Here is a 24,917-nt window from a genome sequence, read left to right on the forward strand (position 1 = left end):
AGCGGTACGAGGACGACCCGCCCACCCGGGCCGGGCACACCACCCGCCGCACCACCCTCACGCAGCCGACGCCACGTCGCCGCAGACGCCACGTCGCACACACGCCACGTCGCCCGCAGACGCCACGTCGCGCGGACGCCACGCAGCCGACGCCACGTCGCGCGCCCACGTCGCGCCCACGCCCACACGCCGCGCGCATCACCGCAGGTCACACGCGACGTCGCATATGCCACGCCGCGTGCGTCATCGCCGGCCCGCGCGACGAAGCGCACCCCACACCCCACAGCTCCGGCGCCACGACGCCCCCCGGGCACCCACCGCGCCACGACGCGCCCCCCGGGCGCCCACCGCGCCACGACGCACCTCAACGGCCGGCCCGCCACACCCCCGCCACGAACGCCGCCACACTCCCCCAGCGCGACGCCCTCACCGCGAGGCCCGCGCCGAGAGCCCCGCCCCGGCCCCCGTCACGCGCCGCGAGCCCCGCGTCCTACCGCAGCCCCGTCGACCGCCGCAGCGCCGCCTGGATGAGCCGGTCCACGAGTTCGGCGTAGCCGACGCCGCTCTTCTCCCACATCTGCGGGTACATCGAGATGGGCGTGAAGCCGGGCATGGTGTTGATCTCGTTGATCACGAAGCCGTCGTCGGTGAGGAAGAAGTCGGCGCGCACGAGGCCCTCGCAGGAGGTCGCCTCGAAGGCCGCGACGGCGAGGCGCTGGACCTCCGCCGTCTCCTCGGGCGTGAGCGGCGCGGGCACGAGCCCCGAGGCGGAGTCGATGTACTTCGCCTCGAAGTCGTAGTACGCGTGGTCGGTGACCGGCGGGATCTCGGCGGGCACGCTCGCGCGCGGCCCGTCCTCGAACTCCAGGACCCCGCACTCGATCTCGCGGCCCTGGACGAGCGCCTCGATCAGGAACTTCGGGTCGTGGCGCCGCGCCTCCGCGATCGCCTCGTCCAGGCCGTCGAAGCCGTCGACCTTGCTGATGCCGACGGAGGAGCCGCCGCGCGCGGGCTTCACGAAGAGCGGCCAGCCGTGGTCGCCCGCGAAGTCGGCGATGCGGCGGCGGGCCGCGTCGGGGTCCTGCTCCCACTCGCGGGGGCGGATCACGAGATACGGGCCGACCGCGAGCCCGAACGAGGTGAAGATCCGCTTCATGTACTCCTTGTCCTGCCCGACGGCGGAGGCGAGCACCCCGGCGCCGACGTAGGGCGTCCCGGAGAGCTCCAGGAGGCCCTGGAGGGTCCCGTCCTCGCCGTAGGGCCCGTGGAGCATCGGGAAGACGACGTCGACCTCGCCGAGCGCCTTGGGGACCGAGCCCGGCTCGGTGTAGACGACCTCACGCACGGAGGGGTCGAAGGGCAGGACGACGCTGCCCTCCAGGGACTCCGCGAGGCTCTCGACAGTGGGCATCGCGCGGTCGGCGATGGCCATCCGGGCCGGTTCGTCGACGGCGAGGGCCCAGCGGCCCTCACCGGTGATGCCGATCGGCAGCACGTCGTACTTTTCCCGGTCGATGGCGCCGAGCACGGCACCGGCGGTGACGACGGAGACTCCGTGCTCGGAGCTTCGCCCGCCGAAGACGACGGCGACCCGCGGCTTGCGCGGCTCTCCCCCTTCAACGGGGGGAACAGGGCTCTGGGGGAGGTTCTGGCTGCTCATATCGCGATGAGGGTACCTGCTGCCCCCCGCCCCGTCAGCGCCCGGAGCCCGGCTTGTCGCCCACCCCCACCACCCGGCCGAACGCCACGACGCCGCGCCCCGGCACCGCACCGGCCATGTCGTGGAAGCCCCTCCGGCGTCCGCGGAGCGGGGCGTGGGGCGGAGCGTCGCACGTCCCGGCCAGCCCCGTCACACGCTCGGCGGCGAACGCACCGGCCCGCCCCGCCGCCTACCCCCGCTCGGACTTCGCGCTCCGCGACATCAGTTCCTCCAGCGCCACGAGCGGCGCCTTCCCCTCGTGGACGATGCTCACCACCGTCTCGGTGAGGGGCATGTCGATGCCGTGCCCGCGGCCGAGCGCGAGGACCGATTCGCAGGACTTGACGCCCTCGGCGGTCTGGTTGGTGACGGCGATGGTCTCGGCGAGGCTCATGCCGCGGCCGAGGTTGGTGCCGAAGGTGTGGTTGCGCGAGAGCGGCGAGGAGCACGTCGCGACGAGGTCGCCGAGCCCCGCGAGCCCGGAGAACGTCATCGGGTCCGCGCCCATCGCGAGGCCGAGCCGCGTCGTCTCGGCGAGCCCACGCGTGATGAGCGAGCCCTTGGTGTTGTCGCCGAGCCCCATGCCGTCGGCGATGCCGACCGCGAGCCCGATGACGTTCTTGACCGCGCCGCCGAGTTCGCAGCCCACGACATCGGTGTTCGTGTAGGGGCGGAAGTACGGCGTGAGACAGGCGTGCTGGATGCGCCGGGCGACGCTCTCGTCGCGGCAGGCGACGACGGCGGCGGCGGGCTGCCGCGCGGCGATCTCGCCCGCGAGGTTCGGCCCGGTGACGACGGCGACACGTTCCTGCGGCACCTTCGCGACGTCCTCGATGACCTCGCTCATCCGCATCTTGGAACCGAGTTCGACGCCCTTCATGAGCGAGACGAGCACGCTCTCGGGCCCGAACAGCGGCGCCCAGGCGGTGAGGTTCTCACGCAGCGTCTGCGAGGGGACCACGAAGAACACGTGGTCGGCACCGTCCGCGGCCTCGGCGGGGTCGCTCGTGGCGCGTACCCGCTCGGGCAGGACCGTGCCCGGCAGATAGCCGGGGTTGGTGCGCGTCGTGTTGATCGCCTCCGCGACGTCGGGGCGCCTGGCCCACATCGTCACGTCGTTCCCGGCGTCGCCGAGGATCATGGCGAAGGCGGTGCCCCAGGAACCGCTGCCGAAGACGGCGGCTTTGGCGGGACGGTCGTTCCGGCCGGGCTGGCCTGTCACGTGGTGTGCTCCCCTGTCGCGTGCGTCGTGCTCTCGTCGCGCGAACGGCTCCCGTCCGCGTCGCGCGGACCGTTCCCGTCCGCGTCGTGCGCCTGGGCCGCGCCGTCCGGACCGACGGCACGCTTGGCCGCGGCCCGACGACGCTGTTCTATCCGGGCCCTGCGCGGATCGTAGATCTCCGCCGGCGCCTTCTCGCCCCGCAGCTCCTCCAGCAGGTCCGTGACGGCGCGCATCAGCACCTCCGTGACCTCGCGCAGGAGTTCGGGCGTGGGCTCCTTGCCGTAGTACGGGGAGAGGTCGACGGGCGGCCCGGCGAGCACCTGGAGCGTCTTGCGGGGCAGCAGCCGCAGCTTCTTCTCCCGCGCGTACGGCGGCATCGCGAGGTTGGCGCCCCACTGCGCGACGGGGATCACGGGGCAGCGCGTCGCCAACGCGACGCGCGCCGCACCGGTCTTGCCGCTCATCGGCCACTGCTCGGGGTCCCGCGTGAGGGTGCCCTCGGGGTAGAAGGCGACGCACTCGCCCTTCTCGATCGCCCGCACGGCGCCGCGGAAGGCGTCCATCGCGTCGGTCGTCTCGCGGTAGACGGGGATCTGCTGGGTGCCGCGCATCATGGCGCCGACGATGCCGTGCCGGAAAAGGCCGTCCTTCGCGAGAAATCGCGGCAGCCGCCCGGTGTTGTACTGGTAGTGCGCGTACGACAGCGGGTCGATGTACGAATTGTGGTTGACGACGGTGATGAATCCGCCGTCCTCGGGCATGTGCTCCGCTCCGCGCCATTCCCGCTTGAAGAAGACCAGCAACAGCGGCTTGAGCACCGCCGCGGCAAAGCGATACCAAAAGCCGATTTTACGGCGGGACACGCGTGCACCTTCCTGTTCGGCCCGACCCGGGCCAAAGATCACGTACTGCGCCTGGCAGGCCGCACAAGTGTGGACCCGCCTCCCCCGTCTGTCGAGAACACGGTACGCCCGCGCACTCCCCCGCGGCCGGTTCGCGCGCCCCCTTCCGCGCCCTCCGTGCCGCCGCACCGCCCCCTTCCCGCGCGGCGTCCACGGGCGACAATGGCGCCGATGAACACTCCCGCCGGGCCCGCCGCGCCCCCACCATGGACCCTGGTCGTCCCGGTGAAGCCCCTCCCCCTGGCCAAGTCCCGGCTCGCCGGGCCGCTCTCGGCGCCGAGCCGTCGCCGCCTCGCGCTCGCCTTCGCGCAGGACACCGTCGAGGCCGCGCTCGCGTGTCCCGAGGTACGGGGTGTGGTGGTCGTCACGGACGACGCGCGGGGCGGCGCCGCCCTCGCCGCGCTCGGCGCGCGTGTGGTCCCCGACACTCCCGGGGCCGGCCTCAACGCCGCTCTCGCGCACGGGGCGCGCGCGGCACGGCGCGGCACTTCGCGCGGCGCCGTGGCCGCTCTCAACGCGGATCTGCCCGCTCTGCGCCCGGCGGAACTGTCCGCCGTGCTGCGCGCCGCCGCGCAATTCCCGCGTTCTTTTCTCCCCGACGCCGCGGAAATCGGCACGACATTTCTCGCCGCGCTTTCCGGTACGGAATTGAGCCCCCTTTTCGGCGGGCACTCGCGAAACCGGCACCGGGCCTCGGGCGCGGTGGAACTCGATGCGCGCGCGGTCGCCTCGGTGCGGCAGGACGTGGACACCGTCGCCGATCTGCGCGCGGCGCTGGCCCTGGGCGTGGGCCCGCACACCCGCCGCGCCGCCGCCGCACTCCCGGCGAGGGAACGCGTCGCGGGGAGCGCGGGTGCGTGACCGCCGGGCCTCCCCACGCCGCGCCGGGGCCCCCGCCCCCGTTAAGGTCCCCCCATGCAGGCAACGGCGTACACCTACGATCCCTCGGACCACAGCGGCAGCGTGCTGCTCGACGACGGCACCCCGGTGCCCTTCGACGGCGCCGCGTTCCTCGCGGGCGGCCTGCGGCTCCTGCGCCCCGGTCAGCGGGTACGGATCGAGACCGAGGGCGAAGCGGCGGGACTGCGCGTCACGTTGGTGACCCTGCAAACGTTCTGAGTGACTGTCGGCGGCGCTCCCCTGGCGCGCACCCCGCACGGGAGCACCCGCCGGCCCCGGTCAGAGCCAAGGCATCTCCGCGCACGCCGACCGACCCGCCGACGCCGCACGCCGAGCGACCCGCCGACCCCGTGCGCCAAACACACCCGCACACGCCGCGCGCCGGGGGCCCCTTCGCATCCCGCGCGCCAAACGCCCCGCACACGCCGCGGGCCGGGCTCCCCGAGGAGCCCGGCCCGACGCGTGGGTGCCGCGTCCCCCCCGGAGGACCGGAGGTCCGGCCGCGGCCGTGACGTCACTGCGTCCGGTGCGGAAGAAAGAGCGTCACCGCCGAAGGCGCACGACGTGCGGGAAGGTCACTTCTTGCGCGCCGTCGCCTTCTTGGCGGTCGTCGTGCGCGCCGTGCTCTTCTTGGCCGGGGCCTTCTTGGCGGTCGCCTTCTTCGCCGGCGCCGTCTTGGCCGTGGTCTTCTTCGCGGTCGCGGAGGTGCCCGTCGCCTTCTTCGCCGCCGGGGCGGCCTTCTTGGTCGTGGCCTTCTTCGCCGTGGCGGTGGTCTTCTTCGCCGGAGCGGCGGCCGTGGTGGCCTTCTTGGCGGCCGTCGCCTTCTTCGCCGTGGCCTTCTTCGCCGCCGCCTTGGCGGTGGTCTTGGTGCCGCCGGTGAGGCTGCCCTTGGGGGCCTTCTTCACCGCGACGTCGTTCTTCGGAAGCTTCTTGGTCCCCGCGACGAGGTCCTTGAAGCCCTGGCCCGCGCGGAAGCGCGGCACCGAGGTCTTCTTCACGCGGACCCGCTCCCCGGTCTGGGGGTTGCGGGCGTACCGGGCCGGACGGTCGACCTTCTCGAACGAGCCGAACCCGGTGACGGAGACCCGGTCACCGGCGACGGTGGCCCGGACGATGGCGTCCAGGACCACGTCCACGGCGTCGGCGGCGTTCTGCCGCCCGCCGAGCTTGTCGGCAATCGCTTCCACGAGCTGCGCCTTGTTCACGTCTTCCCCTTCGGAGACATTGCCAGAACGAATCTGTTCAAGCTTTTTCGCACGCTAGGCGGATATATACCGCAAATCAAACACGAAACGGGCTAATCACCCTTGTGCCGCAACACCCACTGGACCCGGGAGAGTCCCGCTCCACGGCTGGATTCAGCCGTCACCGGGATAGCGTCCCTCGTCGATGTCCTTCAACAACCGGTCCAGGCGTGCCGCCGCACCTGCGAGATCGTGTTTGGCCGCGGCCGTAATGACCAGCAGCTTCCGGGTCAGCGCCATCCGTACGCTCTCCGGGACTTGCAGTGTGCGCACCCTTGTATGTGCTTCTTTGAGTCGGTCGGCGACCGCGCCGTAAAGCTGGAGTTGGCCGTCGCTTTCCATGCCTCGATTGTGCCATCTGGCCTGAGTTGTCGCCTGCGCAGGGGGTAACTACCGTCTGGGGCGGCCTCGTCGGCGGGCCGGGACAGTGCAGGCAGGGGCCATAATCGCAGGTCTTCTGCCTTGTGGGGCAAGGGAGTTGAGACCACCCGTTCGGCGGCGCCCCGGGCGCGTCGCCGACATCCGCAACACTGCGCCGACCGAGGGTTTTTGGCCAAGGCTCCGTGCCGCCCTCACCCCACGCCGCGCACCACGGCGCCGCCCCTCGTACGCCACGCCCACCCCACGCGGCACGCGACGCCGAACCCCGCGCCGCACGCGACACCGACCCCCCGCCCCACGCAAACACTCACCCGGCCGCAGACCGCAGCGACCCCACCCCATCCGCCCCCCGCCCCGCACACGACCGTGCCCCCGGTCGTCGTACGACCAGGGGCACAGCTTGCGTTCCACGGGCGGGCTCGCGGGCGGCCGGTTCAGACCGGGCGGCGGTCCCGCCGCACGTCACACCGGCAGCGTGCGCGGCTTGAAGGCCGGCCGGCGCGCCTCGTACGCGGCGATCGCCTCGTCCTCGCGCAGCGTGATGCTGATGTCGTCGAGTCCGTTGAGCAGCCGCCAGCGGGAGTTCTCGTCCAGCTCGAAGTCCGCGGAGACGCCCTCGGCGCGCACCTGACGCTCCTGGAGGTCGACGGTGATCTCGGCCTGCGGGTCCTTCTCGACGAGTTCCTGGAGGGCTTCGACGATCTTCTGGTCGAGGACGACCGTCAGGAGACCGTTCTTGAGCGAGTTGCCGCGGAAGATATCGGCGAAGCGCGAGGAGATGACGGTCTTGAAGCCGTAGTTCTGGAGCGCCCAGACGGCGTGCTCGCGCGAGGAGCCCGTACCGAAGTCGGGGCCCGCGACGAGGACGGTGGCCCCGGCGCGCTCCGGTTTGTTCAGTACGAACTCCGGGTCTTTCCGCCATGCCTCGAAGAGGCCGTCCTCGAAGCCGTCGCGCGTGACCTTCTTGAGCCAGTGCGCGGGGATGATCTGGTCCGTGTCGACGTTGGAGCGCCGCAGCGGGACGGCGCGGCCGGTGTGGACGGTGAAGGCTTCCATGGTGGTTCAGACTCCCGAGGGCGCGGTGGCGGTGAGGTCGGCGGGCGAGCCGAGGCGGCCCAGGACCGCCGTCGCGGCGGCCACCTTGGGCGAAACGAGGTGGGTGCGGCCCCCCTTGCCCTGCCGGCCCTCGAAGTTGCGGTTGGACGTGGACGCGGAGCGCTCGCCGGGGGCGAGCTGGTCCGGGTTCATGCCCAGGCACATCGAGCAGCCGGCGTGCCGCCACTCGGCCCCGGCCTCGGTGAAGACCTTGTCGAGCCCCTCCTCGACGGCCTGGAGCGCGACCCGTACGGAACCGGGGACGACCAGCATGCGGACGTCGTCGGCGACCGCGCGACCGCGCAGCACGTCGGCGGCGGCGCGCAGGTCCTCGATACGGCCGTTGGTGCACGAGCCGACGAAGACGGTGTCGACGGAGATCTCGCGCAGCGGCTGCCCGGCGGCCAGGCCCATGTACTCCAGGGCCTTCTCGGCGGCGAAGCGTGCGGAGGGGTCGTCGAAGCTGGCCGGGTCGGGGACGTTCGCCGAGAGCGGCGCTCCCTGGCCCGGGTTGGTGCCCCAGGTGACGAAGGGGGCGAGCGCGGCGCCGTCGATGACGACCTCGGCGTCGAAGACCGCGTCGTCGTCGGTGCGCAGCGTCTTCCAGTACGCGACCGCGTCCTCCCACTCGGGGCCCTGCGGCGCGTGCGGGCGGTCCTTGAGGTACGCGAACGTCGTCTCGTCGGGCGCGATCATGCCCGCGCGGGCACCGGCCTCGATCGACATGTTGCAGATGGTCATCCGGGACTCCATCGAGAGCTTCTCGATGGCGCTGCCCCGGTACTCCAGGATGTAGCCCTGGCCGCCGCCGGTGCCGATCTTCGCGATGACGGCGAGGATCAGGTCCTTCGCCGTGACGTCGGCGGGCAGTTCGCCCTCGACGGTGACGGCCATCGTCTTCGGGCGCGCGAGCGGCAGCGTCTGGGTGGCGAGCACGTGCTCGACCTGCGAGGTGCCGATGCCGAAGGCGAGAGCGCCGAAGGCGCCGTGCGTCGAGGTGTGCGAGTCGCCGCAGACGACGGTGGTGCCGGGCTGGGTGAGGCCGAGCTGCGGTCCCACGACGTGGACGACGCCCTGCTCGACGTCGCCGAGCGGGTGCAGCCGGACGCCGAAGTCCGCGCAGTTCTTGCGCAGGGTCTCCAGCTGGGCGCGCGAGACGGGGTCCGCGATGGGCTTGTCGATGTCGAGGGTCGGGGTGTTGTGGTCCTCGGTCGCGATGGTGAGGTCCAGCCGCCTCACCTGCCGGCCGTTCTGGCGGAGGCCGTCGAACGCCTGCGGGCTGGTGACCTCGTGCAGCAGGTGCAAGTCGATGTAGAGGAGGTCGGGCTCGCCCTCGGCGCGCCGGACGACGTGGTCGTCCCAGACCTTCTCCGCGAGTGTCCTACCCATCGCTTTCCCTTCGGCCGGCGGCGATGCCTGGCCCAACTAGAGAGGTGAGTACCCGGCCGTCCCCTCGTGGGTGGCGGCGGTCCTGGGCCCGGTGGTCCTCGGGCCCGCTCGTACAGAGTGGCAACTTCCCGTGGAAATTGAACTTGCGTTTCACAGAGTGAGACGCGAATATCGTTGCATGGACAACTCTAGCGGCGTCGGCGTACTCGACAAGGCTGCTCTCGTTCTGAGCGCCCTCGAGTCCGGTCCGGCCACTCTCGCCTCCCTGGTCGGCGCGACAGGGCTCGCCCGGCCCACGGCACACCGCCTCGCCGTGGCACTGGAGCACCACCGCATGGTGGCGCGGGACATGCAGGGCCGTTTCATCCTCGGCCCCCGCCTCTCGGAACTCGCCGCCGCGGCCGGCGAGGACCGCCTGCTCGCCACGGCGGGCCCGGTGCTCACGCACCTGCGCGATGTGACGGGCGAGAGCGCGCAGCTCTACCGCAGGCAGGGCGACACCCGCATCTGCGTCGCGGCGGCGGAACGGCTGTCCGGACTGCGGGACACGGTCCCCGTCGGTTCGACCCTGACGATGAAGGCGGGTTCCTCGGCGCAGATCCTGCTCGCCTGGGAGGAGCCGGAGCGCCTGCACCGGGGGCTCCAGGGCGCGCGTTTCACGGCGACCGCGCTCTCGGGCGTACGGCGCAGGGGCTGGGCCCAGTCGATCGGCGAGCGCGAGCCGGGCGTGGCCTCGGTCTCGGCGCCGGTACGGGGTCCTTCGAACCGCGTCGTCGCCGCCGTCTCGGTCTCCGGGCCGATCGAGCGCCTCACGCGCCACCCGGGCCGGATGCACGCCCAGGCCATCATCGACGCCGCGGCCCGCCTGAGCGAGGCCCTGCGCCGCAACGGTGGCTGACGTCCCGCACCCGCACGCGCGACCCCGTACCGCACGCTCCATCCCCCGTACCCGCCGGTACGGGCGGGACGCCGACGAAGCCGCCCCGCCCGTCCGGACAAGCGCCCGCCGCGCGCCGCTCCGCGCACACCGAAAAGCCCCCCATCCGTGGAGGATGGAGGGCTTAGCGAGAAGTACCCCCGACCGGATTCGAACCGGCGCTACTGCCGTGAGAGGGCAGCGTGCTAGGCCGCTACACAACGGGGGCGCGATCACGAGAAGTGATCAGCTGGGCTACCAGGACTCGAACCTAGACTAACGGAACCAGAAACCGTCGTGCTGCCAATTACACCATAGCCCATTGATACGCAAGCCCTGGGGCCCGGTATCCGCTTCGCGCTTTCTTTCGGGCGTTCCTCCCGTCCGGCGGCGCAGGAAGAACATTACCCGAAGGTCGACGGCGCTCCAAAACGGGTATCCCCCAGCAGCACCGGCAGCTCGGCGAGCCCGCCGATGCGGTGCACGCCCTCCGGGACCTCCTCGCGCGTGTGCCGCCCCGCGCGGTCGAGCCAGACGCCGACGAGGCCGGCGTCGACCGCGCCGCGTGCGTCGATCCAGGGTTCGTCGCCCACGTACGCGATCTCGGCCGGGGCGAGACCGAGGGCGCGCGCCGCGGCGCGGAAGGCGCCGGGATCGGGCTTGGAGACGCCGAGTTCGGCGGCGCACAGCAGGGTCTCGAAGCGGTCGCCGAGGCCGAGGGTCCCGAGCTTGGGGCCCTGCACGGTGACGGAGGAGTTGGAGAGGACGCCGTGGCGGTGGCTCGCGGCGAGGGCGTCGAGGGCCGGGAGGACGTCCGCGAAGAGCGTCCAGGCGGCTTCGTAGTGCCCGAAGTACGCCTCGAACCACGCGTCGGCCTCCGCGTCGCTCAGCGGCGCCTCCAGGAAGTCCCGTACGCGGTCCCTGCGCTGTTCCAGGAAGCCGACGCCGCCCTCGGCGAAGCGCCCCCAGTGGCGCCGGGTCAGCGTCCTCCAGCGTGCGAGCGCGGCCTCCGGGCCGCCGAAGCGCTCCAGGAGGCCCTCGGCGCGCAGGTGCGCCGCGAGACCCGCGGTATCGGCGCCCGTGTAGTCGAAGAGGGTGTCGTCCACGTCCCACAGGACGGCCTTGACCGCTGTATTCGCTGCCACGCCGCCGAGGATAGGCGCGGACCTGCGGGTACGCCCGAGGGGCGGGCGCCGGGAGGTGTCCCCGGCGTCCGCCCCTCGGGACGCGTGTCCCACGCGGTGGCGTCGCCGCGCCCGCGCGCTCAGGCGGCGAGCCTGGCCAGCGCCGCGTCGATGCGCGCGAGCGTCTTCTCGCGGCCCAGGATCTCCAGGGACTCGAAGAGCGGGAGCCCGATGGTGCGCCCGGTGACCGCGACGCGGACCGGGGCCTGCGCCTTGCCGAGCTTGAGGCCGTGCTCGGCGCCGGCCTCCAGGACCGCCTCCTTGAGCGCCTCGGCCTTCCAGTCGGCCTCGGCGATCTTGGCGCGGGCCGTGGCCAGGAGGGCGTCCGAGCCCTCCTTCATCGCCTTGTTCCACGAGGTCTCGTCGATCGCGGGCTCGTCGAGGAAGAGGAAGTCGACGTTGGCCGTGATGTCCGAGAGGACCGTGAGACGGGTCTGCGCGAGCGGCGCGAGCGCGGCGAAGGCGGCCGGGTCGAAGTCCTCCGGCGCCCAGGGCGCGAACGGCGCCCGGAGCCAGGGCGCGCAGCGGGCGGTGAAGTCCTCGACCGAGAGCATCCGGATGTGGTCGCCGTTGATCGACTCGGCCTTCTTCAGGTCGAAGCGCGCCGGGTTAGCGTTCACGTCGCCGATCTCGAACTTCGCGACCATCTGGTCGAGCGTGAAGATGTCCTCGTCCGGTGAGAAGGACCAGCCGAGCAGCGAGAGGTAGTTGAGCAGGCCCTCGGGGAGGAAGCCGCGCTCGCGATAGAGGTTGAGGCTCGCCTGCGGGTCGCGCTTGGAGAGCTTCTTGTTGCCCTCGCCCATGACGTAGGGGAGGTGGCCGAAGGCGGGGATCTCCTTGGCGAGGTCCAGCTCGATGAGCGCCTCGTACAGGGCGATCTGCCGGGGCGTGGAGGAGAGCAGGTCCTCGCCGCGCAGGACGTGGGTGATCTCCATCAGGGCGTCGTCGACGGGGTTGACGAGCGTGTAGAGCGGGGCGCCGTTGGCGCGGACGATGCCGTAGTCCGGGACGTTCTCCGGCGCGAAGGTCAGCTCGCCGCGCACGAGGTCCGTGAAGGTGATCGCCTTGTCCGGCATGCGGAAGCGGACGATGGGCTTGCGGCCCTCGGCCTCGTAGGCGGCGACCTGCTCGGCGCTCAGGTCGCGGCAGTGGCCGTCGTAGCCGGAGGGGCGGCCCGCGGCGCGCGCGGCCTCGCGGCGCGCGTCCAGCTCCTCGGTCGTGCAGTAGCAGCGGTAGGCGTGCCCGGACTCCTCCAGGCGGCGCGCGACGTCGCGGTAGACGTCCATGCGCTGCGACTGGCGGTACGGGGCGTGCGGGCCGCCGACCTCGGGGCCCTCGTCCCAGTCGAGGCCGAGCCAGCGCAGGGAGTCGAGGAGCGCCTCGTAGGACTCCTCGGAGTCGCGGGCCGCGTCGGTGTCCTCGACGCGGAAGACGAGGGTGCCCTGGTGGTGCCGCGCGAAGGCCCAGTTGAACAGGGCGGTGCGGACGAGACCGACGTGGGGGTTGCCGGTCGGGGAGGGACAGAAACGTACGCGGACGGTGCCGTCGTTAGCCACGCTTGATCACCTTGTTGGTGAGAGTGCCGATGCCTTCGATGTGGACGGCGACCTCGTCGCCGACGCTGAGCGGGCCGACCCCTGCCGGGGTGCCCGTGAGGATGACGTCGCCCGGGAGCAGGGTCATGGCCTCGGTGACGTGGACGACGAGGTCCTCGACCGAGCGCAGCATGTCGCTCGTGCGCCCGAGCTGGCGTTGCTCGCCGTTCACCGTGCACTGGAGCGTGAGGTCGGCCGGGTCGAGATCCGTCTCGATCCAGGGGCCGAGCGGGCAGGCGCCGTCGAAGCCCTTGGCGCGGGCCCACTGCTGCTCGCGGCGCTGGGCGTCGCGGGCGGTGACGTCGTTGGCACAGGTGTAGCCGAGGATCACGTCCTTGGCGCGTTCGCGGGGCACCTCGCGGCACATGCGGCCGATCACGACGGCGAGTTCCGCCTCGTACGACAGCTCCTCGGTGAAGGAGGGGTACGGGATCGGGTCGCCGGGGCCGCTCACGGAGGTGGAGGGCTTGAAGAAGGTGACCGGGTGCTCGGGGACCTCGTTGCCCATCTCCTTGGCGTGCTCCGCGTAGTTGCGGCCGACGGCCACGACCTTGCTGGGCAGCGTGGGCGGCAGCAGGCGGACCTTGTCCAGGGGGACCTTGGTGCCGGACAGCTCGAACTCGGCGAACGGGATGCCCTTGATGATGTCGAGGACGAGCCCGTCCGGGTCCTCGCCCTCGACGGCTCCGAAGGCCACATTGCCGTCGATGGAGAATCTGGCGATGCGCACGGCTGGCGGGTGCCCCTCTGTTGGTCCGGGTCGTGGGTTCGGCCTGCCGTCCCGCGGGTATGACCGCCGGTAACGGGGCACAGACGCGACACGGAGAACCGCCTCCCCAGGCTAACGCGTACGGCCCCCCTCCCCCTCCACCACAACCGGCACACGACCTCCCCATGTGATTTTGCTCACGAGTGACGCGCGAAACCGGGGCATAACGTGCTGCCGTCGCGCGGCGGGGAATCGGTCATCCGGGTACGGACTCAGGCATTCCGCCCGTCGCCTCGCGCTCACGGGTGTGGGCGGGGTGTGGGCGGCGAATGCGGATCGGACCCGTATGCCCGTAATGTTCAAGATCGTTTCGCACTCCTCGTGTTGCGCCCGGCACACGCGGTCACAGGCTTCGGCGAGGGCTCTTCGGACCTTGTTGGAGATCCCCGGCTGTGCTGGAATTCCCGGGACCGCCGCGGGATTCGGCCGGCACGCGAGGGCGCAACGCAGCGCCGAGCGGCGGTCAAGGGGAGACGCGCCGGTCACTACGACCACCCGGGGGTTCACGGACCTCCACGACTCGACACCGTCCCGAGCGCCACCGGCGTGAGGGGCGCCTGGTCCAGAGGTTGCGACGCTAGTGCAGGGACGTTTCAAGAGGGATGGCAGTGCTCCGGCCGAGCCGGAGCCGAACGGCGCCACTGACCGCGGCGCCGCTGCCCCGCACGCACCGCAGCAGGGGCTGAGCACCGCGGGCCACGAGGAGCAGGGCCCCGAGGGCGAGGCCCCGCGCGACAAGGGCGACAAGCCGGGGAAGGCCGACAAGGCGGAGAAGAAGGCGAAGACGAAGACGGGCCCGAGCGGGCCCGGCTCGCGAATAGCCCTGCGCAACTGGCGCATCTCGACCCGTCTGGTCTCGCTCCTGGTGCTCCCGGTGGCGGCGGCGACCACCCTCGGTGGCATCCGCATCAGCGACTCCCTCGACGACATCCAGCAGCTCGACAACATGAAGCTGCTCACCGACATGACGAAGCAGGCCACCGAGCTGGCCGCCGCGCTCCAGGACGAGCGCGACCAGTCGGCCGGGCCGCTCTCGCACAAGGTCAAGGCGACCGACTACTCGGTCGCGAGCTGGCGGCAGAAGACGGACCGCCAGGTCGCCACGTTCCTGCAGAACACCAAGGACATCACCGGCAACAACGAGCTGAACGGTGTCCGCAGCAACCTCGACGCGATCACCAAGCGCGTCGCCCAGCTCAAGGCGATCCGCCGCGACGCCTACGCCGACGACGCCTCGATCACGCAGACCGTCGACGCCTACAGCCAGCTCATCGACCAGTTGCTCAGCCTCTCCCAGGAGATGGCGCAGGCGACGTCGAACCCCGAGATGGTCCAGCGCACCCGCGCGCTCGCCGCGTTCTCCTCGGCGAAGGAGTACGCCTCGATCCAGCGCGCCGTGCTCGCCGCCGCGCTGCCCCCGAACAAGTCGCAGTTCGGCAAGCTCTCCGAGACCGATCGCCGCTACGCCCTCAACGCCCTGAGCAACGAGGACGACGAGATCAACCAGTTCAAGGAGATCTACGGCGCCTACGCGGGCGACCCGGAGGACCTGCTCAAGCCGATCGACCCGGACGAGCAGCCCACCATCAAGGGCGCGCGCGACTACGCCCAGGGCTCCCTGAGCACCCAGGGCGGCATGGAGCTGCGCGCCAAGCGGTCCTACAAGGACTGGACGGACTCGGCGTCCGAAGAGATCAACCAGATGAAGACCATCGAGCTGACACTGCTCGGCCAGATGGAACAGAAGGCCCGTGAGCTGCGCCAGAGCGCCGAGCGCGACGCCATCATCAACGGTGCGCTGATCATCCTCGTCCTCGGTGTCTCGCTCGTCGGCGCCTTCGTCGTCTCGCGCTCCATGATCCGTTCGCTGCGGCGACTGCAGGACACCGCGACGAAGGTCGCCCAGGAGCGACTGCCCGAACTCGTCGGCCAGCTCTCCGAGTCGGACCCGCAGGACGTGGACCTCTCGGTCGAGTCCGTCGGTGTCCACTCGCGCGACGAGATCGGCCGCGTGGCCACGGCCTTCGACGACGTGCACCGCGAGGCCGTCCGCCTCGCCGCCGAGCAGGCCATGCTGCGGGGCAACGTCAACGCGATGTTCACGAACCTCTCGCGCCGCAGCCAGGGCCTCATCCAGCGTCAGCTCTCGCTCATCTCCGAACTGGAGTCCCGCGAGGCCGACCCGGACCAGCTCTCCTCGCTCTTCAAGCTCGACCACCTCGCGACCCGTATGCGCCGCAACGGCGAGAACCTCCTCGTCCTCGCGGGCGAGGAGCCGGGACGCCGCTGGACGCGCCCCGTGCCGCTCGTCGACGTGCTGCGCGCCGCGGCCTCCGAGGTGGAGCAGTACGAGCGCATCGAACTCTCCGCCGTGCCCTCGACCGAAGTCGCCGGACGCGTCGTCAACGACCTCGTCCACCTCCTCGCCGAGCTGCTGGAGAACGCGACGTCGTTCTCCTCGCCGCAGACCAAGGTCAAGGTGACCGGGCACGCGCTGCCCGACGGGCGTGTGCTCGTCGAGATCCACGACACCGGCATCGGCCTCTCGCCCGAGGACCTCGCGGCGATCAACGAGCGCCTCGCGGCGCCGCCCACCGTGGACGTCTCGGTCTCGCGCCGCATGGGCCTCTTCGTGGTCGGCCGCCTCTCGCAGCGCCACGGCATCCGCATCCAGCTCCGCCCCTCCGACTCCGGCGGCACGACGGCGCTCGTCATGCTGCCCGTCGACGTCGCGCAGGGCGGACGCAAGGTCCCGGGCAAGCCCGGCGCGCCCACCGGCCAGGGCGGCCCCGCCGCCGCGCAGGCCGCGGCGGGTGCCGCGGCGGCCCGCCGCGCTCCCGCGGGGGCGCTCGGCGGCGGCCAGGGCGGGCCCGGTCAGGGCGGGCCCGGTCAGGGCGGGCCCGGTGGCAAGCGGCTCGGCGCCGCGCCCGAGCGCGGCCAGGTCGGCCCCGGCGGCGCCCCGCGCGCCGCGCTGCCCGCTCGCGGCAACGCCCCGCAGGCCCCGACGGGTCGCGACGCCTTCCCGCCGGTCGGCGGCGGACGGCCGCCGCAGGGCCCCGGCAACCTCTTCGGCGACACGCGGCAGGGCCCGCCCCCCGGCGGCGCCCGCCCCGTGCCCCCGCAGGACAACCGGCAGGACGCCTTCGGCGGCGGCCGGACCGCGCCGATCCCGCCGCAGCGCCGCGCTCCGCAGGGCGAGGGCCAGGACGGCCGCCCGCAGCTCCCGCCGCGCGGCGGCCCGCGCGCCGAGCTGCCCGGCGGCCCGCCGCAGCCGCAGCACCCCGCGCCCGCCGACCGGCAGCAGCCCGCGGCGCCGTGGGAGCCGCAGGCCCAGGACGCCCCGCGCGGCCACGACGAGCCGCGCGGCCCGCGCCAGAACTTCGCCGCGCCCCGCAACGACAGCGGCCCCGGCTCGACGGCGCAGTTCCCCGCGATCACTCCCGACATGCCCGCCCCCGAGGGCATCGGGCGCTACGAGGCGCAGGGCGACCCCGCCTCGACCGGCGCGTTCCCGGCCGTGGACCCCGCGAACGCGCGGGGCCCGCAGGGCGGCTACGGGGCGGAGGACACCGGCTCCTGGGCACGCCCGCAGGAGGGCTACGCCCCAGGCGGCCAGGGCCAGGACGGCGGCTACCCGCCGCACCAGGACCAGCGTCAGGACCAGCACCGCGAGCAGCGCCACCCCCAGCAGGACCAGGGCCAGGGTGCCCCCGGCCGTCAGGGCCAGCAGGGCTACGGCTACGACGACGCGCGGCAGCAGGGCGGCTGGTCGCCGCAGGAGACCGGGCAGTTCCCCGCGCCGGGCGGCGCCCCGGCCCCGTACGGGCAGGCGAACGGCTACGACAGCGGCCAGTACCCGGCGGGCTCCGACACGGGTCAGTTCCCCGCGGCCTCCCCGCAGCAGGGGCAGTACCAGGGCGAGCCGTACCAGGGAGCCTCCGGGACCGGGCAGTTCCCCGCGCCGTCGCAGCAGCCCGGCCCGTACCAGGACACCTCGCAGACCGGCCAGTACCCGGCCCCCTCGCAGACGGGCCAGTTCCCGGCCGCCTCGCAGACCGGCCAGTTCCCCGCGCCCCCGTACCCGCAGGACGGGCGCCCCGGCGCCTACGCCGAGGGGCCGAACGCGCAGCAGCCCCGCGGCCCGCGACAGGCGGGCCCCCAGGGGCCCCAGGGCCCGCAGGCGCCGCAGGGTCAGGGCGGGTTCGCGGTCAGCGAGACCTCCTCCTTCCCGGTGAACACCGGGTACGAGCCGCCCAGGGCGCCGCGTCCCGACGGGCCGCCCGCGCGCGAACTCCCGCGCCGCGGCCCCGCCGAGAACGCGCTGCCCCCGGCCGGTCCCGGCGACGGCCGCACCCCGCTGTACGACACGCTGGAGACGAGCTGGTTCCGCGGCCCGCAGCCCGGCGGGCAGGAGCAGCCGCCGGAGCAGCCCGAGCCGCCGCACGCGGCCGAGCCGCCCCGTACCGGCGCTTCCCAGCGGTCCGCCGAGGAGACCCGTTCGCCCGCCGCCGCGCCCGAGGGCGGGGAGGAGACCGCGGGACAGGGCCCCGGCGCGCTGCCCGCGCAGGTCGGCCAGGAGACCTGGCGCGCTTCGCCCAACGACGAGTTGGTGCGGCAGGCGGAGCGGGTGCGGCAGCCCTCGGCGGGCGGCGTCACCACCTCCGGTCTCCCGCGCCGGGTGCCCCGCGCCAACCTGGTGCCGGGTACCGCTCAGCAGCAGCCGCAGCAGCAGACGGGTCCCCAGGTCTCCCGGGCGCCCGACGACGTGCGCGGCCGGCTGACCAATCTCCGCAGGGGCATCCAGCAGGGCCGCTACCAGGCCGGCAACAGTCTGCGTCCGTCCGGTGAGAACCGGCCGAACGAGGGCTACCCCCGCCCCTCTCACCAGCAGGAGCGCTAGTTGACCCCCATGAGCCAGGCGGCACAGAACCTGAACTGGCTGATCACCAACTTCGTGGACAACACCCCTGGGGTGTCGCACACGGTGGTGGTCTCCGCCGACGGACTCCTCCTCGCGATGTCCGAAGGCTTTCCCCGCGACCGCGCCGACCAGCTCGCGGCCGTGGCCTCCGGTCTCACCTCGCTCACCGCGGGGGCTTCCCGGATCTTCGAGGGCGGCACCGTCAACCAGACGGTCGTGGAGATGGAGCACGGCTTCCTCTTCATCATGTCCGTCTCGGACGGCTCTTCCCTCGCCGTGCTCGCCCACCCCGAGTGCGACATCGGCCTCGTCGGTTACGAGATGGCCCTTCTGGTGGACCGGGCGGGGGCCGTGCTGACGCCGGACCTGCGTGCGGAACTCCAGGGCAGCCTGCTCAACTGACGTCCGCTCAACGCCACCCCGCCCGGCCGCATTCAGCCCCCCACCGGCCACAGCCTGACGGCGCCGAGACCATCCGCTGTTCCGCCCGGAGGATTGCATGACACCGCCCACCGCACCGCACGACCCGTACGGGAATCCGCCCTCCGCCGGCTACGCGGTCGAGGGTGACCAGCCCCTGGTGCGGCCCTACGCGATGACGGGCGGCCGGACCCGGCCCCGTTACCAGCTCGCCATCGAGGCGCTGGTCAGCACGACGGCGGACCCGATGCAGATGTCGGGCCTGCTCCCGGAGCACCAGCGGATCTGCCACCTGTGCCGCGAGGTCAAATCGGTGGCGGAGGTCTCCGCGCTCCTGACGATGCCCCTCGGCGTGGCCCGGATTCTCGTCGCCGACCTGGCGGAGGCCGGTCTCGTCGCGATCCACCAGCCCGGCGGCGACGAGAACGCCGGCGGCCAGCCAGACGTGACACTGCTCGAAAGGGTGCTCAGTGGACTTCGCAAGCTCTAACGCCGAGGCGGGACGGTCGACGACCAGCGCGAAAATCGTGGTCGCCGGCGGCTTCGGTGTGGGCAAGACGACCTTCGTCGGCGCCGTCTCGGAGATCAACCCGCTGCGCACCGAGGCCGTCATGACGAGCGCGAGCGCCGGCATCGACGACCTCACCCACACCGGCGACAAGACCACCACCACCGTCGCCATGGACTTCGGCCGCATCACCCTCGACCAGGACCTCATCCTCTACCTCTTCGGCACCCCCGGACAGGACCGCTTCTGGTTCATGTGGGACGACCTCGTCCGCGGCGCCATCGGCGCCATCGTCCTCGTCGACACCCGCCGCCTCGCCGACTGCTTCCCCGCCGTCGACTACTTCGAGAACTCGGGCCTCCCCTTCGTCATCGCCCTCAACGGCTTCGAAGGACACCAGCCCTACACCCCCGACGAAGTCCGCGAAGCACTCCAGATCGGACCCGACACCCCGATCATCACCACCGACGCCCGCCACCGCGCCGACGCCAAATCCGCCCTCATCACCCTCGTCGAACACGCCCTCATGGCCCGCCTGAAGTGAGGGCGCGGGAGCCCCGCGGGGGCTCCGCGCGACGGGAGTGAAGGCCGCGGAACGGGGCCGGCGGGCCGCCCGGCGCGCCCGCCCGGCCCCGCTGTGTCCTTCGACACGGTGTCGACAGGCTTCATAACGTTTCGACAGAGAATTGACCGCGCGCCACCACGCGCCGCGCCCGTGCGGTGCCGCTGCGCGCATACGAGTCCCGGCTTTTGCCGGGGCTCGTTCTTTTATGCCCCTTTTATTAGCCTGGCGCGGCGTCCCGGGTGTCCGGAAGACCACTTCCGCAGAACGTTTGGCGGCGCACGGCGGAGCGTGCTGAAATCGCTGAACTGCCCAGTAGCAAGGGTGGTGAGCCGCCCGCTGTTGAGGGCCGGAAAACATCAGCGGCACGCGAGCGGTGCCGGCGCCGAGAGGTTGTTGGTCGAGTGAGGCGAAGCAAGAAGGGCTCAGGCCCGGCGGAGCGGGCCCGGGGTAACTTCACCCCGCTCGCGACCGCCGAGGCGCCGGCCGCGGTGCCGGAGAGCGGGAGCCCCACCTCCCCCTCCGCCCGCGGCAGCCGGCTGTCCCCCCGCAACTGGCGGGTCCCCACCCGGCTGAACGCGATCCTGCTCATACCCGTCATCGTCGGCCTCGTCATGGGCGGCTTCCAGGTGAAGGGGTCGATCGACACCTGGCGGGAGGCGGAGGACGCCGAGCACACGGCGCGCCTCGTGCAGGCCGCCATGACGTACGGCAACCGGCTCATCGAGGAGCGCGACGTCAGCGCCGAGCCGCTGCTCAAGGGCGAGGGCGTCACCCCGGCGGTGACCAAGGCGCGTACGGCCACGGACGTCGCGGCCCGCGAGTTCACCGCGGCCGCCGCCGAGATGCCGCACACCGAGGGCCTCGACCGGCGCATGGCCGACTTCCGCAAGGTCGAGCCGGGGCTCGACGCGCTGCGCAAGGCCGCGTACACGAAGAAGCTCTCCGGCGTGCGGACCGAGGAGGGCTACACCGAGGTCCAGCACCCGCTCATGGAGTTCGCCAACGAACTCGGCCTCGGCACCGGCAACATCACGAGCTACGGGCGCACCGTCTACGCGATCTCGCTCTCGAAGGCGGCGCTCTCGCTCCAGCGCTCCATCGGCATGCACCTGTGGGTCGCGCCGGGTCCCGACGCGGCGGGCGCCGCGAAGCAGCGCACCGCGCTGCCCACCTACGCCTACCTGGAGGGCATCGCCGTCGAGGAGTACACCTCCGGCGGTACCCCCGCGGACGTCGCGGCGCTGGACGAGGCGATGAAGAAGCTCGCCGCGGACGGCAAGAAGGCGAACGCGCGCGCGGCCGTGGCCGCGAAGGAGGCGGGCAAGAAGTACGTGGCACCGCCCGACCAGGAGACGATGGTCGGCCTCCTCTCCCGGCCCGACGCGACGCAGGACCGGCTCACCGCGCAGGGCGTCACCCCCGCGAGCTGGTGGGCCACGACGACGCCGCGCTTCGACGCGTACCGCACGATCGAGTCCGATCTCACGCGGAAGGCCGTGACGGAGGCGGCGGGCATCGTCGACGACGCCAAGCGCGACACGCTCCTCGTCTCGGCGGCCGTCGTCGCCGCCCTGCTGCTCGCCTTCCTCATCGCGGGGATGATGGCGCGGCAGATGAGCAAGTCCATGCGGCGCCTGCGCACGGAGGCGTTCGGCATAGCGCAGAAGCGGCTGCCCGCCCTCGTCGACCAGCTCTCGCGCACCGATCCCGGCCGCGTGGACACGCGCGTCACACCGCTGCCGATCACCTCGACCGACGAGATCGGCGAGGTCGCCCGCGCCTTCGACCAGGTGCACCGCGAGGCGGTCAGGCTCGCCTCCGAACAGGCCCTCCTGCGCAGCAACATCAACGCCATATTCACCAACCTCTCGCGGCGCAACCAGTCCCTCATCGAGGGGCAGCTCACCCTCATCACGGACCTGGAGAACAACGAGGCGGAGCCCGAGCAGCTGGAGAACCTCTTCAAGCTCGACCACCTCGCGACCCGTATGCGCCGCAACGGCGAGAACCTCCTCGTCCTCGCGGGCGAGGAGCCGGGACGCCGCTGGGACCAGCCGGTGCCGCTCGTCGACGTGCTGCGCGCCGCCTCGTCCGAGGTCGAGCAGTACGAGCGCGTCGAGCTGTCCGGGGTGCCCGAGGCCGAGATCCACGGCCGCGCCGTGACCGACCTCGTGCACCTGCTCTCCGAACTGCTGGAGAACGCCACGACGTTCTCCTCGCCGCAGACGAAGGTGCGGGTCACGGCGACGCGGATGCCGGACGGCCGCGTCGTGATCGAGATCCACGACAAGGGCATCGGCCTCAACGCCGAGGACTTCGCCGACATCAACCACCGGCTCGCCAATCCGCCGGTCGTGGACGCGGCGATCTCGCAGCGCATGGGCCTCTTCGTGGTCGGGCGGCTCTCCGACCGGCACGGCATCCGGGTCCAGCTCCGGCCCTCGGGCGAGCAGGCCGGCACGACCTCGCTCGTCATGCTCCCCGAGTCGATCACGCACGGCGGGGGCGGACAGGCCGGTCAGGAGAACGAGTTCACCGTCTCCTCGATGATCCCGGGGCAGCCGCACGCCGCACCGGGCGCGGGCCACGCGCCGCTGCGCACCGCCGCCGAACTCGGCTTCGACGACACCCGGTACGGGGCCGGGCAGCCCGCCCTGCCCGCGGGCGAGAACCCGGCCGGGCTCGACCCGGTGGGCCGCTCCCTGTTCCGCGAGGAGCGCCGCGCGGCCCTGGAGGCCCAGACGCACCCGCAGGAGCCCGCGCCGGAGCGGCACCAGGACGGGAACCGGCCGCTCTTCCGCGACCAGGCGGCGCCGGGCCCGTACGAGGGCGGCGGCCCGTACGGGAACGGCGGCACCGACGCGCCGTACGGCGGGAGCCCCGGCTACCCGGGGCAGGCCCCGCAGCCCTCCTACGGCAACGGCGGGGAGTACGCGCAGGGCTACCCGGCCCCGTACGGCAACGGTCCGGCCGGCTACGCGGGCGAGGGCGGGACCGCGCCCTACCCGGACGGGAACGCCTACGCTCCGCAGCCGCCGTACCCCGGCTTCACGCAGGGGGCGTACCCCGGCGCCGCGGCCGGGACACCGGGCGCCGAGGGCGGCTACCCGGCGCGGGAACAGGACGAGTACGCCCCGCAGTCCGCCTATACGCCCTATGCGGAGCCCACGCACGCCCCGTACCCGCCGGACGCCGCCGGGACCGGCGGCTACCCGGCCGCCCCTCACCGGGAGGAGTGGCAGCACGGGCCCGCCCAGGGCGGCGCCCCCGGGGGTGAAGCGGAATCCCCCGCACGCGCTCCCCAGGAGGACGCCGACCGCGTAGGCTTCGGCCCGCACGGTGGCGCCGCCGAGCAGGAGGGCGGGGTGACCGAAGCAGGTCTGCCGCGCCGGGTTCCCGCCGCGGGGGCCGGTGAGGTGACGGACCGTCAGGGATGGGACAATGGCCCGAGCGGCACCCCGCCCCAGGACGGCACGCCCGCAGGCGAGCAGCCGCGGGCGGAGCAGGACCCCGGTTCCTCGGCCCACGCGGCCAACGAGGACCGCGCTCAGCGCGCGAGCGGCCTGCGCCGCCCGCAGGCGGGCGGGGTCACCTCCTCCGGTCTGCCGCGCCGGGTGCCCAGGGCCAATCTGGTCGAGGGCGCGGCGGAGGAACAGAGCCCGCAGGGCGGCCCCCAGGTCTCCCGCGCTCCCGAGGACGTCCGCGGCCGGCTCAGCCGGCTCCGCAACGGCGTCGCGAGGGGCCGCACCGCGGGAAGCGACACGAATGGCACCAACGGCCGGGGTTCCGGCCCCGACAGCACCTACGACCAGGAGCGTTAGCGTGAGCCCGATGAGCCAGGCGGCACAGAACCTGAACTGGTTGATCACCAATTTCGTGGACAACACCCCCGGGGTGTCGCACACGGTGGTCGTCTCCGCCGACGGTCTTCTCCTCGCGATGTCCGAGGGTTTCCCGCGCGACCGCGCCGACCAGCTCGCGGCCGTGGCCTCGGGTCTCACCTCGCTGACCGCGGGCGCGTCCCGGATCTTCGAGGGCGGCACCGTGAACCAGACGGTGGTGGAGATGGAGCGGGGATTCCTCTTCATCATGTCCATCTCGGACGGTTCCTCGCTCGCGGTCCTCGCCCACCCCGAGGCCGACATCGGCCTCGTCGGCTACGAGATGGCCCTGCTCGTGGACCGGGCGGGCTCCGTCCTGACGCCGGATCTGCGGGCGGAACTCCAGGGTGGTCTGCTCAACTGACGCTTTTCTCAACCATCAGACAAGCGGTGCGTTTTCGCGTCCCGGGGCCGTAAGGTTTCGGGACGCGGCTCCACACTGACGGCGCCCGGACAGCAGGAGGAGGAAGAACGTGACGACACCCCCCGGTGGTTCGCCTGCCGACTGGTCCCACGGCCAGGGCGGGTACCAGGGTGACGGACCGGGTCCGCACTCCTTCCCAGGGCAGCAGCAGGACGAGCAGCGGCACGACGAGTGGCAGCAGTCCGAGTGGCAGTACGGGCAGCGGCAGGAGCCGGACCCCGGACAGCCGTACGGGCAGCGCCCGTCGTACGGGGAGCAGCAGCCGTACGGGGAGCAGCGCCCGTACGGCGAGCAGTCGTCGTACGGGGACGAGCGGGACCCCTTCGACGCGTACCCGTACCCGCACCCCGGCCAGCAGCCGCAGCAGCCCCGGCCCGCGCAGCCGCGGCAGCAGCCGACGCACCCGCGGCACCAGCGACAGCCCGTGCAGCCCACCGGGCCCCGTGCCCCCCTGCCGCGCCAGAACGCGCAGGACGCCTCCGGTGGTGGGGCCGGGCGCGGCCCGAGTCCGCTCGTGCGGCCGTACGCGATGACCGGTGGCCGGACCCGGCCCCGTTACCAGCTCGCCATCGAGGCGCTGGTCAGCACCACCGCTCAGCCTTCGCAGATGCAGGGGCAGTTGCCCGAGCATCAGCGGATCTGCAATCTGTGCCGGGAGATCAAGTCAGTAGCGGAGATCTCGGCGCTCCTTTCCATTCCCCTCGGCGTGGCCCGGATTCTCGTCGCCGACCTGGCGGAGGCCGGTCTCGTCGCGATCCACCAGCCCGGCGGCGACGAGAACGCCGGCGGCCAGCCAGACGTGACACTGCTCGAAAGGGTGCTCAGTGGACTTCGCAAGCTCTAGTGGCGAACCGGGACGGTCGACCACCAGCGCGAAAATCGTGGTCGCCGGCGGCTTCGGC

The 24,917-nt window shown here is 72.6% G+C and carries 20 protein-coding genes and 2 tRNA genes; 10 read left to right on the forward strand and 12 right to left on the reverse strand.

The window, feature by feature from the left end; genetic code table 11:
- Positions 1 to 490 precede the first annotated feature (490 nt).
- From STTU_RS08225 to STTU_RS08240, 3 genes are all read right to left on the reverse strand, one after another.
- A complete protein-coding gene (locus STTU_RS08225) occupies positions 491 to 1,660 on the reverse strand; it encodes a D-alanine--D-alanine ligase family protein (protein ID WP_009068867.1) in 1,170 nt (389 codons plus the stop codon).
- 229 nt (positions 1,661 to 1,889) lie between these two features.
- Positions 1,890 to 2,921 carry an NAD(P)H-dependent glycerol-3-phosphate dehydrogenase gene (locus tag STTU_RS08235; RefSeq protein ID WP_043254558.1) on the reverse strand — a complete coding sequence of 344 codons (1,032 nt, stop codon included), beginning with the start codon at positions 2,919 to 2,921 and terminating at the stop codon, positions 1,890 to 1,892.
- Entirely contained in the window at positions 2,918 to 3,784 is an 867-nt protein-coding gene (locus STTU_RS08240; RefSeq protein WP_043254560.1) for a lysophospholipid acyltransferase family protein, read from the reverse strand. Before STTU_RS08240 ends, STTU_RS08235 begins: the two co-directional genes overlap by 4 nt.
- Positions 3,785 to 3,985: 201 nt before the next feature.
- Between STTU_RS08240 and cofC the strand changes: the two genes are divergently transcribed.
- Together cofC and STTU_RS08250 are read left to right on the forward strand one after the other, a co-directional pair.
- Positions 3,986 to 4,684 (forward strand): 2-phospho-L-lactate guanylyltransferase, encoded by a 699-nt coding sequence (gene cofC / locus STTU_RS08245; protein WP_370672439.1) that lies wholly within the window; start codon positions 3,986 to 3,988, stop codon positions 4,682 to 4,684.
- Positions 4,685 to 4,738: 54 nt separating this feature from the next.
- A complete protein-coding gene (locus STTU_RS08250) occupies positions 4,739 to 4,942 on the forward strand; it encodes a hypothetical protein (RefSeq protein ID WP_007821692.1) in 204 nt (67 codons plus the stop codon).
- Between the two features lie 356 nt (positions 4,943 to 5,298).
- Here the strand turns inward: STTU_RS08250 and STTU_RS08255 are convergent, their stop codons facing one another.
- The 4 genes from STTU_RS08255 to leuC all read right to left on the reverse strand — a co-directional run bounded on the left by STTU_RS08255 (position 5,299) and on the right by leuC (position 8,832).
- On the reverse strand, positions 5,299 to 5,928 hold the full coding sequence (locus STTU_RS08255) for an HU family DNA-binding protein (protein ID WP_043254562.1): 630 nt from the start codon (positions 5,926 to 5,928) through the stop codon (positions 5,299 to 5,301).
- Between the two features lie 153 nt (positions 5,929 to 6,081).
- Positions 6,082 to 6,309 carry a hypothetical protein gene (locus STTU_RS08260; RefSeq protein WP_009068861.1) on the reverse strand — a complete coding sequence of 76 codons (228 nt, stop codon included), beginning with the start codon at positions 6,307 to 6,309 and terminating at the stop codon, positions 6,082 to 6,084.
- Between the two features lie 501 nt (positions 6,310 to 6,810).
- Complete coding sequence (gene leuD / locus STTU_RS08265; protein WP_007821698.1) at positions 6,811 to 7,404, reverse strand: 3-isopropylmalate dehydratase small subunit; 594 nt, start codon at positions 7,402 to 7,404, stop codon at positions 6,811 to 6,813.
- 6 nt (positions 7,405 to 7,410) lie between these two features.
- Complete coding sequence (gene leuC / locus STTU_RS08270; protein ID WP_007821699.1) at positions 7,411 to 8,832, reverse strand: 3-isopropylmalate dehydratase large subunit; 1,422 nt, start codon at positions 8,830 to 8,832, stop codon at positions 7,411 to 7,413.
- Positions 8,833 to 9,010: 178 nt separating this feature from the next.
- Between leuC and ndgR the strand changes: the two genes are divergently transcribed.
- On the forward strand, positions 9,011 to 9,730 hold the full coding sequence (gene ndgR, locus STTU_RS08275; RefSeq protein WP_007821702.1) for an IclR family transcriptional regulator NdgR: 720 nt from the start codon (positions 9,011 to 9,013) through the stop codon (positions 9,728 to 9,730).
- 174 nt (positions 9,731 to 9,904) lie between these two features.
- Here ndgR and STTU_RS08280 read toward each other — a convergent pair.
- The 5 genes from STTU_RS08280 to STTU_RS08300 all read right to left on the reverse strand — a co-directional run bounded on the left by STTU_RS08280 (position 9,905) and on the right by STTU_RS08300 (position 13,257).
- Positions 9,905 to 9,977: transfer RNA gene (locus STTU_RS08280), tRNA-Glu, on the reverse strand.
- Positions 9,978 to 9,998: 21 nt separating this feature from the next.
- Positions 9,999 to 10,070, reverse strand: a tRNA-Gln gene (locus STTU_RS08285).
- Between the two features lie 82 nt (positions 10,071 to 10,152).
- Positions 10,153 to 10,893, reverse strand: coding sequence for an HAD family hydrolase (locus tag STTU_RS08290; protein WP_007821704.1), 741 nt, complete (start codon positions 10,891 to 10,893; stop codon positions 10,153 to 10,155).
- Positions 10,894 to 11,012: 119 nt separating this feature from the next.
- The gene (gltX, locus tag STTU_RS08295; protein ID WP_007821706.1) at positions 11,013 to 12,488 is read right to left on the reverse strand and encodes a glutamate--tRNA ligase; all 1,476 of its coding nucleotides are present in this window, start codon (positions 12,486 to 12,488) and stop codon (positions 11,013 to 11,015) included.
- Positions 12,481 to 13,257 carry a fumarylacetoacetate hydrolase family protein gene (locus STTU_RS08300; RefSeq protein WP_043254565.1) on the reverse strand — a complete coding sequence of 259 codons (777 nt, stop codon included), beginning with the start codon at positions 13,255 to 13,257 and terminating at the stop codon, positions 12,481 to 12,483. The genes gltX and STTU_RS08300 overlap by 8 nt, the downstream gene beginning before the upstream one ends.
- A gap of 619 nt (positions 13,258 to 13,876) precedes the next feature.
- Here STTU_RS08300 and STTU_RS08305 point away from each other — a divergent pair.
- The 7 genes from STTU_RS08305 (at position 13,877) to STTU_RS32855 (ending at position 24,859) form a co-directional block, all read left to right on the forward strand.
- The gene (locus tag STTU_RS08305; protein WP_007821710.1) at positions 13,877 to 18,196 is read left to right on the forward strand and encodes a nitrate- and nitrite sensing domain-containing protein; all 4,320 of its coding nucleotides are present in this window, start codon (positions 13,877 to 13,879) and stop codon (positions 18,194 to 18,196) included.
- Positions 18,197 to 18,205: 9 nt separating this feature from the next.
- Complete coding sequence (locus STTU_RS08310) at positions 18,206 to 18,619, forward strand: roadblock/LC7 domain-containing protein (RefSeq protein WP_007821711.1); 414 nt, start codon at positions 18,206 to 18,208, stop codon at positions 18,617 to 18,619.
- Positions 18,620 to 18,716: 97 nt separating this feature from the next.
- A complete protein-coding gene (locus tag STTU_RS08315; protein ID WP_008745457.1) occupies positions 18,717 to 19,127 on the forward strand; it encodes a DUF742 domain-containing protein in 411 nt (136 codons plus the stop codon).
- A complete protein-coding gene (locus STTU_RS08320; protein WP_043254567.1) occupies positions 19,108 to 19,689 on the forward strand; it encodes a GTP-binding protein in 582 nt (193 codons plus the stop codon). Before STTU_RS08315 ends, STTU_RS08320 begins: the two co-directional genes overlap by 20 nt.
- 422 nt (positions 19,690 to 20,111) lie before the next feature.
- Complete coding sequence (locus tag STTU_RS08325; RefSeq protein WP_043254569.1) at positions 20,112 to 23,531, forward strand: nitrate- and nitrite sensing domain-containing protein; 3,420 nt, start codon at positions 20,112 to 20,114, stop codon at positions 23,529 to 23,531.
- Between the two features lie 10 nt (positions 23,532 to 23,541).
- Complete coding sequence (locus STTU_RS08330; protein ID WP_008745460.1) at positions 23,542 to 23,955, forward strand: roadblock/LC7 domain-containing protein; 414 nt, start codon at positions 23,542 to 23,544, stop codon at positions 23,953 to 23,955.
- 109 nt (positions 23,956 to 24,064) lie between these two features.
- Positions 24,065 to 24,859, forward strand: coding sequence for a DUF742 domain-containing protein (locus STTU_RS32855; protein ID WP_007821722.1), 795 nt, complete (start codon positions 24,065 to 24,067; stop codon positions 24,857 to 24,859).
- Positions 24,860 to 24,917 lie beyond the last annotated feature (58 nt).

The organism is Streptomyces sp. Tu6071 (genome assembly GCF_000213055.1).
In the GTDB taxonomy this organism is placed as follows: Bacteria; Actinomycetota; Actinomycetes; order Streptomycetales; family Streptomycetaceae; genus Streptomyces; species Streptomyces evansiae.